At 56.2% G+C, this 12,629-nt stretch carries 11 protein-coding genes; 3 read left to right on the top strand and 8 right to left on the bottom strand.

Translation table 11 applies throughout. The annotated features are described in order from the left end of the window. Nucleotides 1–39 precede the first annotated feature (39 nt). The gene (locus LOS15_RS15390) at nucleotides 40–771 is read right to left on the bottom strand and encodes a response regulator (RefSeq protein ID WP_263066872.1); all 732 of its coding nucleotides are present in this window, start codon (nucleotides 769–771) and stop codon (nucleotides 40–42) included. Between the two features lie 33 nt (nucleotides 772–804). Beyond that, complete coding sequence (locus LOS15_RS15385; RefSeq protein WP_263066870.1) at nucleotides 805–2,490, bottom strand: sensor histidine kinase; 1,686 nt, start codon at nucleotides 2,488–2,490, stop codon at nucleotides 805–807. A gap of 146 nt (nucleotides 2,491–2,636) precedes the next feature. Between LOS15_RS15385 and LOS15_RS15380 the strand changes: the two genes are divergently transcribed. Beyond that, nucleotides 2,637–3,362, top strand: coding sequence for a YdiY family protein (locus LOS15_RS15380; protein ID WP_263069752.1), 726 nt, complete (start codon nucleotides 2,637–2,639; stop codon nucleotides 3,360–3,362). A gap of 299 nt (nucleotides 3,363–3,661) precedes the next feature. Then, nucleotides 3,662–5,212 (top strand): BCCT family transporter, encoded by a 1,551-nt coding sequence (locus LOS15_RS15375; RefSeq protein WP_263066869.1) that lies wholly within the window; start codon nucleotides 3,662–3,664, stop codon nucleotides 5,210–5,212. A 29-nt stretch (nucleotides 5,213–5,241) separates the two neighbouring features. Here LOS15_RS15375 and LOS15_RS15370 read toward each other — a convergent pair whose 3' ends face one another. Both LOS15_RS15370 and folK read right to left on the bottom strand, forming a co-directional pair. Next, complete coding sequence (locus tag LOS15_RS15370; RefSeq protein WP_263066868.1) at nucleotides 5,242–6,063, bottom strand: flagellin; 822 nt, start codon at nucleotides 6,061–6,063, stop codon at nucleotides 5,242–5,244. 109 nt (nucleotides 6,064–6,172) lie between these two features. After that, nucleotides 6,173–6,640, bottom strand: a complete 468-nt coding sequence (gene folK, locus LOS15_RS15365; RefSeq protein WP_263066866.1) for a 2-amino-4-hydroxy-6-hydroxymethyldihydropteridine diphosphokinase — start codon at nucleotides 6,638–6,640, stop codon at nucleotides 6,173–6,175. A gap of 231 nt (nucleotides 6,641–6,871) precedes the next feature. On the opposite strand from folK, the gene LOS15_RS15360 reads away from it, so the two are divergent. Continuing rightward, on the top strand, nucleotides 6,872–7,618 hold the full coding sequence (locus LOS15_RS15360; protein ID WP_263066864.1) for an SDR family NAD(P)-dependent oxidoreductase: 747 nt from the start codon (nucleotides 6,872–6,874) through the stop codon (nucleotides 7,616–7,618). 82 nt (nucleotides 7,619–7,700) lie between these two features. Here the strand turns inward: LOS15_RS15360 and ybiO are convergent, their stop codons facing one another. From ybiO to LOS15_RS15340, 4 genes are all read right to left on the bottom strand, one after another. Next, a complete protein-coding gene (gene ybiO / locus LOS15_RS15355; protein WP_263066862.1) occupies nucleotides 7,701–10,085 on the bottom strand; it encodes a mechanosensitive channel protein in 2,385 nt (794 codons plus the stop codon). Nucleotides 10,086–10,347: 262 nt separating this feature from the next. Then, complete coding sequence (locus LOS15_RS15350; RefSeq protein ID WP_263066860.1) at nucleotides 10,348–10,779, bottom strand: YqaA family protein; 432 nt, start codon at nucleotides 10,777–10,779, stop codon at nucleotides 10,348–10,350. A 13-nt stretch (nucleotides 10,780–10,792) separates the two neighbouring features. Further along, entirely contained in the window at nucleotides 10,793–11,617 is an 825-nt protein-coding gene (locus LOS15_RS15345; RefSeq protein ID WP_263066858.1) for an IclR family transcriptional regulator C-terminal domain-containing protein, read from the bottom strand. A 110-nt stretch (nucleotides 11,618–11,727) separates the two neighbouring features. After that, nucleotides 11,728–12,534, bottom strand: a complete 807-nt coding sequence (locus LOS15_RS15340; protein ID WP_263066856.1) for an enoyl-CoA hydratase — start codon at nucleotides 12,532–12,534, stop codon at nucleotides 11,728–11,730. Nucleotides 12,535–12,629 lie beyond the last annotated feature (95 nt).

The following is a 12,629-nucleotide window of genomic DNA, read 5'->3' as shown; positions in this document are numbered from 1 at the left end:
TTTGTTCATTTTGTTCACGACCGCTTGATAACAGCGCGTTTACAGTGACTCTAGCCAGGTTGAGGAAGATGCCAGCAGCCGGTAGCGTCGCTCAGGGCGGCCAACATCGCCATAGCCGATTTCGGCGTTAACCGCCTGTTCAGCCACTAAAAACTCCAAATAGCGCCGCGCCGTTGAACGGCTGGCACCCATCGCTTGCGCTACCTGCATCGCCGTTTGGGAGTCGCGCTCGGCGGCCAACGCTTCCACCACACGGCGCAGGGTCAAGCGGTCAATGCCCTTAGGTAGCGTTCGCGCCGCTTGACGCTGAGTCTCACCGGGCTGTAAGCGAGCGAGCACTTGATCCAGCTCGTCTTGACTCATCTCGGCGCGATTCGCCAATGCCTCTCGCTCGCGTCGAAAGCGCGTCAGCATTTGTGTCATACGCGTCGCTTCAATCGGCTTAATCAGATAATCAAAGACGCCACCGCGCAGCGCTTCGCTGATGGTTTCTACTTCACGGGCGGCGGTCACCATGACGATATCCACATGCACATAGTCGCGGCGAATGGCCCATAAAAGCTCCAGGCCCTCCACATCGGGCAAGTAAGCATCTAATAAGATGAGTTGAACAGCATCGGCATGCTGGGCCATCAGCGCTTGGGCTTCGTTACCATTACGTGCCAGCCCCACCACGTAAAAGCCGTCGCTCTGCTCAATAAAAGCCTTATGGATATCGGCAATGCGAAAATCGTCTTCGACGACCAAAATGCCGTATTGCGTCGCAGACATCGTGTTTCCTCTTACTGGCGTCGTTATTATATTTTAAGGCGTTGTGGCTACTGGATGGCACAGCGAGCGATCCAGCACGGCAATAAAGCATGCACCGCCTAACTCGCTCTCTTCTAAGGTGATCTCGCCGCCGTGCTGATGGCACAGCCGCGCGACCAGTGCTAAACCAATGCCACGATGCTTACCGGTTTTGGTCGAAAACCCATCTTGAAAAATCGATACCGCATGCTCGCTAGGGACACCTGAGCCGTTATCCTCTACCTCAATCAACAGCTGTTCGCCCAAATCCGTGAAGAACAAGCGGACTTTCGGTGCCTCCCTGTTGGGGCCATTCAGTGCGGCATGGCAGGCGTTATCTAATAAGTTGCCCACCACGCTCATCATGACCTCTTGCCCGGTAACCGTCAGCGGGCAAGAGAGCGAGCTCTGCTCATCAATTTCCAGCGCGACGCCTAGCTCTCGTGCTCGCGTCAACTTACCTAGCAAGATGCCGCTGAGCACTGCGTCGGCCACGTGACGCATTAAAAAGCTCATTTGCGCTTGAGCACGCTCGGTTTCCTGGTGGATCAGCGCTAGCGCCTCATCAACGCGATTAAGCTGCAGAAGCCCGGAAATGGTGTACAGCTTGTTGGAAAACTCGTGGGCCTGGGCACGCAGCATGTCCACATCGCGGCTTGCCTGGGTCAGTGCCTGGGAAAGATCAATAATTTCACGGCGGCTACGAAACGTGGCAACGGCACCTTCAATCTCCCCTTCGTGCACAATGGGCACGCGGTTGGCCACCACGGGATGGTCACCTAGCCACATCTCTTGGTCAAACTCCTGCTCACCGCGCTTTAACACTTCGATTAAGCGCGAATTAGGCACGACCTCTCGAATTGGCTTCCCGAGTAAGACCTGTTCATCCGGTAGCCCTAGAAAACGTCGCGCCTGCTGATTCACCAACGTGATCTGGCCATCGCGGTTAACCGCCAAAATGCCTTCATGAATGGATTGCAAGATGGCCTCTTTTTCCATGGCCAAGCGGGCTATTTCATACGGCTCCAAGCCAAGGATGACTTTTTTCAGGTGCTGCGATAGCCAGTACGCACCTGCAAACCCTAAGGCAATCATCAGCGCCACCAGCGCCCACCCCAAGCTGGTATAACGGGCTACATCCATATCAACCCGTTCCAGCATAAAGCCTACCGACACCACCCCGATGATGTTGCCTTCTTCATCCCAGATGGGCGTTTTACCCCGCATGGCGGTTCCCAACGTTCCGGTGGCTTCCGAGACGTATGACTGCCCATACACCAGCGCCTGTTCGTTATCACCGCCCACCATGGGCTGACCAATGCGCTCAGGCACCGGGTGTGAGTAGCGAATCGACTGGGCATTGCCCACCACCACGTAGCGGGCGCCGGTCTCCTGACGCACGCGCTCCGCAAGGGGCTGAATAATGAAAGCCGGGTCAGGCGTGGCAAAGGCGTTTATAATCTGCGGCATCCCGGCCACGGTTTTGGCCACGGCCAGTGCCCGCTCGCCCATTTGGTGGGTAATAATCTCGGCTTTGCGATGATTGAGGTAGGTGCCCTGGGCCAGCAGCATGCCCGCTAGCAAAAGCCCCACCAGCATCATGACCTGCAGGCGAAAGCTACGCTTATACCAGCGGCGCTTAGCGCGGGTGCGGCGCCAGCGCTGTAATTCAGCCAGCGTACGGGGGCGTGGGGCGGTCATAAGGGAACTCACAATGCGCGACAGCGTCATTATGGCACGCAGCGCCAAGCGGCGTTAGTTGCGCTTTCGCCTCACTTTGCTTATATAGCCGCCACTTACTGTTCTCACGCTCAAGGAGGAGTCACGTGCGACACCTTTTACGCCCCATGGCTTTTACCGTCAGCGCCCTTTGGGCAACGGGTGCCGCCGCCTATCCGTTTTATGCGCCGCCACCGCCTAAAGAGGACGCCCCGGTGTTCAGTGGCGACGCAGAGCTGGGGTTTAATCAGCTGTCAGGCAATACCGATAGCCGCACGCTCATTGGCAAAACACGCTTAACATGGATTACCGGCGAGCTAACCCACTCGCTGCGCGGTGAAGTGCGCAACGTCAGTAAAGAGGGCAACACAAGCGCTGAGCAATATTTAGTGGCGGGCCGAGAACGCTACGACTTTCATGGCCCCCACTATTTGTTTGGCTTTGCTCGGTGGGAAAAAGACCGCTTTGCAGGTTACGACCAGCAGCTCTCTGCTATTGGCGGTTACGGACGCCAAATTATTGAGGGGGAGCGCCACTACCTCTCCCTTGAAGCGGGGCCTGGTTACCGCCACGACAGGCTACGCGACGCCAATAACGAGCGGCTCGCCGTGGCCTATTCCGCGCTTGATTACCGCTGGGAGTTTTCGACAAACTCTGATGTTAAACAAGAAATATCCGTTGAGTATACCGACCAAAACACCACCTCACGGACACTCACTGCCCTGACAACCCGCTTGAATTCCCGACTGTCGTTACGGCTCTCCCATGAGATCAAGCACAACTCGCTACCGCCGGAAGATGCCAGCGAACGGACTGACCACACCACCAGTGCTTCGCTGCTGTTTCGCTGGTAGTCAAACGCCCCTGAAAAAACGCCGAGAGCAATTTGCGCAACGACGCGTTACGGCGGCCATGCACAAAGGAGTGTCGGCGCTCATCGTACCCCAGATCAAAACATGTTAGACCTTGGTCTATATTTACGATAGACTACGCCCAGTTTCCTGTCCTCGCGCCATTCATTGAATGGCGCTTTTTTTTGCTCCTAAAAAGCGGTGCGCTAACCATCGATGTGTATAACGGCGATACGTCGGAAAACGCAACTTATTGATCAGCCAAAACCGCTACCTCCTGACCCAACTTAACAGGTGTTCACATGAACCAACCTCCTAATGCCGAAGGTCGCCAAGCGCTTAGCCTTGGCGACCCCCTTGTGCTGACACTCAGCATCGGCTTCATTGTGGCGTTTCTGGCGCTCTCTTTTTACGATATCGACCTTGTCGCCAACTCCATCAGTACTGGCTTTGCCTGGACGGCCCGAGTGTTGGGTAGCTACTTCCAACTACTGCTGCTATTGACCTTTTTTATTGCCATTGGCGTGGCCATTTCCCCTGCATCAACGGCTAAAATCGGCAACCTTGATGCACCAGAAATGAGCACATTTAAGTGGCTATCCATCATTCTGTGCACGCTACTGGCAGGCGGCGGCGTGTTTTTCGCCGCTGGCGAGCCGGTCTACCATTTTGTGGTCACACCCCCGGCGTTTGACACCGAACCCGGTACCGCAGAAGCGGTGTCTGGCGCGCTGGCTCAGTCTTTTATGCACTGGGGCTTTATGGCATGGGCGGTGCTCGGCTCGCTAACAGCGGTCGTACTGGCCCATGCTCACTATGTGAAAGGCCAACCGCTTCAGCCGCGTACGCTGCTCTACCCCGTTTTAGGTGAACGCCTTATGCGCGGCCCTCTGGGCGGCGTCGTTGATGCGTGCTGCGTGATTGCGGTTGTCGCCGGTACGGTCGGCCCGATTGGCTTTCTGGCGACGCAAGTCAGTTTTGGCCTTCATGAGCTATTTGGCCTGCCCGAAGGCTACACCGGTCAGCTAATTATTTTGGCCGTGCTGGGAACTGTTTACGTGCTCTCATCGATGAGCGGTGTCCACAAAGGCATCCAGCTGCTGAGCCGTTTTAATGTGCTGCTGGCGCTGGCGATTGGTGCGGCCATTTTCATCTTTGGCCCCACGCTGTTCTTGGTCAACACCTACGTCGCGAGCATGGGTGCTTACGCGAGTGAGTTCTTCACCATGGCGACCATGACCGCTGAGACCGCTCCGGCGTGGTGGATGCAGTGGTGGACGGTGTTCTTCTTTGCCTGGTTCATTGGCTATGCACCGTTAATGGCCATTTTTGTAGCACGGATCTCACGGGGTCGCAGTATTCGCCAGATGATTCTAGCCGTTGCGGTGCTGGCGCCAATTGCAACGACCGTGTGGTTTACGCTGCTGGGCGGCTCGGGTATCTATTACCAGCTTAACGACGTTATCGACCTCACCGAGGCGTTGAATAACTTCCAGTTTGATGTGGCAACACTTACCGTAGCCCAGGCGCTACCCGGCGGCACCTGGATGGCACTAGCGATTTTGTTATTAACGACCATTTTTGTTGCCACCACGGGAGATTCGATGAGCTACGCCATTGCCGTTGTCGGTGCAGGACATGACGCCCCCAGCCCTTACATCCGCGCCTTTTGGGGCATTGCGATGGCGCTAATGGCGGCGGTGCTGCTGTATATGGGCGCGGGACAGATTGGTGCTCTGCAGCAGTTTATTGTGATCACGGCGATTCCCGTGTCGTTGATTCTACTGCCATCGCTGTGGAACGGCCCTCAAGCCGCCTATGCGATGGCGCGGGAACAGGGCATCATCCAGTAACGCCCACCCCCCTCTGCCTACCGCGCTCCTTAAAGCCCTTCCAGCAGTCGCAAAATCATCTGCGGCTGCTGGTTGGCCTGAGCCAATATCGCGATACCTGCCTGCTGTAGAATTTGTGCGCGGATCAGATTCGAGACTTCCTGTGCGTAATCCGCATCCTGGATGCGCGACCGCGCGGCAGACGTGTTGATAATGTTGGTATTCAGCCCTTCGATAACGCTCTCAAAACGGTTCTGTACTGCACCCATGTAGCTGCGCTGACGGTCAACGCGTTTAAGTGCGTCATCCATAGCAGTGAGCGGATTGTCAGTGGCGCTGCTATCGTTCAGTACGCTAAAGCCTGCCAAACCTAATGCCTGTAGGCTCATCGCTTCAAAGCGAACGCCAATCACATTGCCTGCATTGGCGCCCACCTGGATATTGAGCGTCTTATCGCTTCCCAACAGCCCGATGCCGTTGAAATTGCTTTGCCCTGCCAGGCGCTCAATCTCCTCCAAACGCTGGTCGATTTCCCCCTGGATAGACGCCAGATCGGAGGGTGCATTGGTGCCGTTGGCCGCCTGAACGCTTAGCTCTCGAATGCGCTGCAGATTGTCGTTAATCTGGTTAAGCGTGCCTTCGGCGGTTTGCACCATAGAGATGCCGTCATTGGTGTTGCGGATCGCCTGGTTCATGCCTTTAATTTGTGCCGTCATGCGATTGGCAATCGCCTGACCGGCAGGGTCATCCTTGGCGCTATTAATGCGCAGCCCCGACGATAACCGCTGCATGGCGGTTTGCATCGACTGCTGACTACTGCGCAGATTATTTTGCACCAGTAGCGACGTTAGGTTGGTCGCAAGGCTGATCACGCTCGTTCCTCTAGGGGCTACCCCATCAGCGGTAGATTAACGCTGTGGCAGACACTCTATTATCGGCCAAGGCGCAAAAAAGGTGAGAGTGAGCCGATTAAAAAACGCTTTATAGCGCGCTCGCCGAAGGAGCAATAGTGCGCCCAGTAGCGACCAGCACTTCATCAACCGGGCCGCGCACATAGTCGTGATGATAATAGCCGTTATCAACGACCTCACCATCCCACGCCACAATATCCAAATCCATGGTTCTAGGGCCGGATTTAATCGGGCCACGCACCCGTCCCAAGCGTGCTTCAACGTCTTTCAAGTAAGCACGAAACGCGGCGTAATCGAAGGCCGTGCGCACCAATAACGCTGCATTGAGGAAGTCTGGTTGCTGCTGATAGCCCACAGGCGCGGTGCGAATTGCCTGGGAGTTCGCCACCAGCTCACACTCCTGCTCTAAGATAGCCAGCGCTTGGGCGTAATGATGCTCAGGTTGAATGTTGCTGCCTAACGAGATTAAGCACTCATGTCGCGCTGAATCAGGCGTCGTAGTGAACGGTGTCGTAGGTAACGATGAAGACGAAGGCATAGCGGCATCCCAATGTTAGTGCATATAAGCGACTTATTAACTGCTTACAAAACCGAAGACTCAGAGGCATAACCCGTGCGTAGCGATCAAACCGACTAACGACCCCTAAGAGTAGTCTGCCTGCTATTTTGTTCAAGCTCTGTACAAGATATTGACAAACGCTGCGCTCACGCAGAGAGTCATGAGGAACGCGTCATACGCTGAAACGTTAATCCAATGAGGGAGCCTTATATGAGTTCATCAGCAGCGCTGGTTACTGGCGGCGCGACACGCTTAGGGCGCCACTTCGCCGAAGCCCTGGCCGAAAAAGGCTATGATATCGCCCTACACGTCAACAGCTCGCGTGAAGAAGCCGAAGAGGTGGCGCAAGCTATACGCCACAAAGGCCAAGCGTGTGAGATAGTGCCGTGCAACTTCTTAAGCGATTCGCTGGAAGACCTTGTCGCTGCTGCCAAACAGCACTTCCCAGGCTTAAACCTGCTGTTAAATAGCGCCTCTGCGTATGAACCAGCGCCCATTGCAGGCACCGACCTAGCGATGCTGGAGACGCAATTCAGGGTCAATATGTTCACACCGTTGCTGCTCACACGGCACTTTGCGGAAGCCGTGGAGAGCGGGCAGGTCGTCAACATCATTGACAATAAAGTGGCCTACCACCAATACCCTTATGCCGCCTATTTACTGTCGAAGAAGAGCCTTGCCGATATGACGCGCATGGCAGCGCTGGAGTTTGCGCCACGGCTACGCATCAACGGCATTGCCCCGGGCGTCGTGCTGCCCGCCTCTCAGCGCACCAGCGACTATATACAGTGGCGCATAGACGGCATCCCGGTGGATCATCAAGGCAGCCCCGCGCACCTTGTACAAGCGCTGCACTACTTATTGGACAACGACTTTGTGGCCGGACAAATACTGTTTGTGGATGGTGGAGAGTCGATCAATTTAGAAGGGCGTCATTCTGAAAACTACCCAGGTTAGTTTTCTTTGAAACCCTCCCAACGCACTGGGGCAGCCCTAAGGCGGCCCCAGTATTAACGCGCTAATCGATCAGCGCTTCGCGTTACACGTCGTCCACATCATCATGATCCGGTTTTAGATGATCAGGCTCATTGGTGGCCTGAGCCGACGCGCCTGAAGATGGCTCACCTTGCTGACCGACAGGCGAGGTTTCCACCTTTTTACGCTCCGCCGTGGAGTCCAATACACGCACATTGGCAGGGGGCGTTTTACCGCCCTTGGTTTCCCCAAAGTAGAGCGTGGTATGCGGGAACGGAATCTCGATACCGGCCGCATCAAAACGCAACTTCACCAACCGGTTATAAGCACGCCCTACACCCCACTGGTCGCCCGGCGTTGTTTTGATCACCACACGGATATTGACGGAGCTATCTGCCAGTGCGGTAACGCCCGCAACGGTCAGCTCAGCCAGCAGCTTATGACCATGCTCTTCGCTGGCCTGCAGGTCTTCAAACGCCAGCTGCAGCTGCTCGATTGCCTCGTCAATGCTCTCGTTATAGCCAATCCCGTACTCACCCACGTGGTTGCCGTACTCACGCATGTAGTTAGACACGGTATCCACGCTCGAAAACGGCACGATGTGGTAAGTACCTGATAAATCACGAATACCCACCGAGCGTATACTTAACCGCTCAGCCGTACCGGTGACGCCACCGACGGTGACAACGTCACCCGTGTTCATGGCATTTTCTACCTGAATAAAGATGCCGGTAATCACGTCCTGCACCAGTTTCTGGGCGCCAAAACCAATGGCCAAACCTAGCACACCGGCACCGGCAATGAGTGGCCCGATATTAATGCCAATTTCGGACAGCACGATCATGCCGGTAATCGTGACCATGGCAATGGCCAAGGCGTTACGGAACAGGCTGAGCAGCGTTTTAGCACGCGCCGAGGGCTCACCATGGCCTGTTTCCGGGTTGAGCTTATGCTCAATCAGGCTCGCCAGCCCCAGCCAAACACCAAAAGCGACAACCAAAATGATCGCGACCCCAACTAATTTACCCACGAGGTTCGCACCGCGCTCAGACGCGTACCAGCCGGCTAAATCAAACGCTCCCCACGCATCCAGCACCACCATGATGACAGCCACCACGATCACCGTACGCAGTATGCGCAAGGCGTTGGGGACGTAGCTATTTAAACGCACTTCCAATAGCGGCAGTTTGCGCCGCAGATCGTCGGATAGCTGAATACGACGGCCAATCGTCTGAGTGAGAAATGCCGAGGCGAGCAGGCCAATGACCACGGCCACTAACGTTTTCAGCGTCGCAAACAACACAAACGGCAGCGCATCCCCAGGGCGCGTCAGGGTTAAGACAAACACCATCAGGAAATAGATCAGCGCAAAGAGATGCCAAGTGCGAGCAAACAGCTGTAGCGATACACGGCTTGCCATCAGGGTTGAGCGACTGCCCATTTCGTTTAGGTTATCGCGCAGGCGCACACGATTTTTCAGTACCACCGCCACGGCATAGATAAAGGCCAGCAGCATGATCAGCGTGCCCACTGCTTGCCCCAAGGCAGGCGCGAGGTAGTAGTTCACCAACGGAACAACCACCATTAAACCATACCCGACCATGCCGATTAATCGCGCTAACCAGCGGTTCCAGTAGGACGCTTCTTGCGCAGAAATCGGCAGCAGGCGCAGCCCTTCATAGCGTGAAGAGAACAGCATCCGCACGGCGGCTTTCAGTAGTTCAATCACCAGGAAGGCATTTAAGAAGAGCGAGGCACGTGTAGAGAGTTCGCCAGTTTCACCCACCGCAAACGTCGCCACCAAGTTGCCGCCCACGTAGGCAAAAGCAACGAGCAAAACATCAACAACCGCCGCAATGGCCACACACAGCACCAGCCTAAGCACCGGTGTTAAACCGCTACCCAGCTGAGACCATCCACTTATCTTGGTAAATAAGGGTTTAGCCAAACGACGAAACAGCATAAACATTGCGAAGGTCGCAACAATCACAATGCCTAGGTTAACCGCCGCGCTGACAAACATAGCCATGTCGAACGTACCCGCGCCTTGGCCAGCAAATAGCTCCCCCACAACCGCTATCGCCTGCTCTATCTGCCCGCCAACATCACCGACCACCCGGCTGGTTAGCTCGGCCAGCTGACGCGGCAGCGACACCTCTTCAGGGGCTACTTCGCCGCCTTGAGCCGCCGCTTCCGGCGACAGCTCGTTAGCCAACCCATCGGGCAGCGTTGAGGCTTGGTTGCGCAGCAGCTCAATAAGCGCTTGGCGCCCCTGCTCATCTTCAAGCAGGTCAGCAAGCGCGGCGTAGGTCGGCGCTCCTTCCTCGGTTTGTGCGGCCTCTTGTTCTTCTGCCGTGAGCATCGTCTGCGCCAGCGCCGGCGTGGCGAATAGGGCAAACAGCGCTAGCATCCAGACGCTTAGCCAGGGTAATAAACGTAGTGGCGTCACCTTAACCTCCCTTCGGGTGAGTATTGCTTAACATGCGGCGGTTGATTCGCTATACACAAACTTCGTCACAAACAAGCCTTGCTATATAAAAGCTTTGCTCTAAGAAAACGTTGCTACATACAAACGTTGTTACCTACCAACATAGCGCACCGTGCTGAGATGCAAACCTTGTATAACGATACCCTAGGGTAACATGGGATTCTCAAGCCCGCGTGCACGCGCAATGGCCACTCGTCAACGGCTTGATCTTAAAGACATAGCCTTAACTGCACAGCGGCGCGAGCCACTGATGCGCCAAGGCAAGTACTAACGCGTAGCGCGCGCCTTTGGCGAGCACGATCCACAGCAAGGCGCGCCACCAGGGCAGTTTAAAAACGCCCGCCAGTACCGTTAACGGATCGCCAATAATCGGCGCCCAGGAAATCAATAAGCTGTACTCACCAAAGCGGTGATACCAGCGCTCGGCGCGCGCTAGGCTGGAGGGAGACGCGGGGAACCAGCGACGATGCTGAAACTGTCGGGCATAGCGCCCCATCGCCACGTTAATCATACTGCCAAGGGTGTTGCCCACAGTGGCGACGACCCACAGCGCAAGCGCTGGCTCACCCAAACACCATAACCGGGCAAGCCACACCTCAGAGCCACCGGGCAGCAGCGTAGCGCTGGCAAGTGCCACCCAAAACAGGCTAAACATGGCGCGCTATGCCTTAACTGCGGGGCACATGGCCGCCGAGCTGAAGGGTAATTTCATCGGCAATTTTGCGCACCAGCGCGCCCAGCGCTAACAGGCGCTCCTCAGGAATCCGTGCCACGGGGCCTGACACCGAAATAGCGGCCAGTGGCGTAGCATGCTCGTCATAAATGCAGGCCGCCACACAGTGCAGGCCAATGGCGTGCTCTTCCCGGTCGCAGGCAAACCCTTGGGCACGAATGGCGGCCATTTCGGTGAGTAAGCTATCCGCCTGGTAGAGCGTGTTTTCAGTGACGCGATGAAGCTCGTAGCCTTTAAGCAGCTCGCTGCGCTCTTCCTCACTCATCCAGGCGAGCAGCGCTTTACCCACACCTGAGGCATGCAGTGGCGCGCGTGAGCCCAAGCGCGTAATCATGCGCATCATCTGCGGTGACTCATGCTGGGCAAGAAACACCGCCGTTGCGCCATCGCGAATGCCCAGGTTGGCGGTTTCGCCGGTTTCTGCGGTTAAGCGGCGTAAAAAGGGGCGGCTTTTGGCGACGACATCCCGCGCTTCCAAGAAGCTGTTGCCGATGCGAAAGGTTTTCACATCAATGCGCCATAGCCCTTGGTCACTCTCCTGGGTGACAAAGCCTTGGCTCTGCAGCGCCTGGAGCAAACGGTGAGTAGTCGACGGCGCAAGATCGGCCATGTCCGCCAGCTCTGAAAGAGCTAACCCGAGCGGGCTAGCGGATAGATACTCAAGCAGCGTGAGGCCTCGTACCAACGATTGGCTGTGCCCGCCGCTTGCTTTGGTGGCTCCCGCCGGGCGTCCGACTGACCTGCGCTTGACTTCACTCACCTTGTTCTCCCCTAAAAGGCGTCTTTGCATAAAAGGGGGTGAGGATAACGTGCCTACTAGGCGTTGTCGCGTTTACGGAAACAAATTCCACCAATGCTGTTGATGGTGTATTACCGATGACGCCACTGGGGTGGCCGCTTGGCAATAAAGGCATCAATGCCTTCACTAACATCGTCTGCCAGCATATTGCAGGCCATGGTTTCGCCTGCAAAGGCGTAGGCTTCATCCAGTGGCATCGTTAGCTGACGGGCAAACATCGCTTTACCGGTGCGCACCGCCACCGCGCTTTTAGCACAGATACTGGCGGTCAGTGCATCCACCGCGCTGTCCAAGGCATCGTCTTCCGCAACGCGGTTGATTAACCCCCACTCCGCTGCTTGGGCAGCGCTAATAAACTCCCCAGTCAGCAGCATTTCCATCGCCCGCTTTTGAGAAACATTGCGCGAGAGCGCCACGGCGGGCGTGGAGCAAAACAACCCCACGTTAATGCCCGACACCGCAAACCGCGCGCTGCTGGCCGCCACCGCTAAATCACAGCTGGCCACCAGCTGACAGCCCGCCGCCGTTGCAATACCCTGCACTTTAGCAATCACCGGTACGGGCAAATTAACAATGGCTTGCATCACCGCGCCACAGCGGGCAAACAGCACTTGGTAGTAGGCTTTATCCGGGTTGGCGCGCATCTGCTTTAAATCGTGACCCGCACAAAAAGCTTTACCGCTTGCGGCTAACACCACGCAGCGTACCTGCTCATCCTGGGCAATCTCCTCTAGCGCCGTTTGCAGCGCTTCTAGCATCGCCTCGGAGAGCGCATTAAAGCGCTCAGGCTGGTTCAGCGTTAAGGTGATCACACCCTGGTGGTCTGTGCGATGTAGCAGGTCTTCAGTCGCCTGCGCTACCGTGTGAGAGGTCGACATGGGAAGCTCCTAGACGTTGGGTTGCTGCTAGTCTAGCGCGTACTGAGGCAAGGCGTGGCGGGGTACGACCAAAGTGGCCTCCTGCTAGGCAGGAG

The organism is Halomonas sp. 7T, assembly GCF_025643255.1.
Lineage (GTDB): Bacteria > Pseudomonadota > Gammaproteobacteria > Pseudomonadales > Halomonadaceae > Vreelandella.
Note: the sequence above shows the minus strand (reverse complement) of the source record. Positions and strands in the feature narration are given on the sequence as shown.

Excerpts from the sequence above, each read along its gene's own strand:
- LOS15_RS15390 (WP_263066872.1), bottom strand. The coding sequence starts at position 771 with ATGTCTGCGACGCAATACGGCATTTTGGTCGTCGAAGACGATTTTCGC.
- LOS15_RS15385 (WP_263066870.1), bottom strand. The coding sequence starts at position 2,490 with ATGACCGCCCCACGCCCCCGTACGCTGGCTGAATTACAGCGCTGGCGC.
- LOS15_RS15380 (WP_263069752.1), top strand. The coding sequence starts at position 2,637 with ATGGCTTTTACCGTCAGCGCCCTTTGGGCAACGGGTGCCGCCGCCTAT.
- LOS15_RS15375 (WP_263066869.1), top strand. The coding sequence starts at position 3,662 with ATGAACCAACCTCCTAATGCCGAAGGTCGCCAAGCGCTTAGCCTTGGC.
- folK (WP_263066866.1), bottom strand. The coding sequence starts at position 6,640 with ATGCCTTCGTCTTCATCGTTACCTACGACACCGTTCACTACGACGCCT.
- LOS15_RS15360 (WP_263066864.1), top strand. The coding sequence starts at position 6,872 with ATGAGTTCATCAGCAGCGCTGGTTACTGGCGGCGCGACACGCTTAGGG.
- LOS15_RS15350 (WP_263066860.1), bottom strand. The coding sequence starts at position 10,779 with ATGTTTAGCCTGTTTTGGGTGGCACTTGCCAGCGCTACGCTGCTGCCC.
- LOS15_RS15340 (WP_263066856.1), bottom strand. The coding sequence starts at position 12,534 with ATGTCGACCTCTCACACGGTAGCGCAGGCGACTGAAGACCTGCTACAT.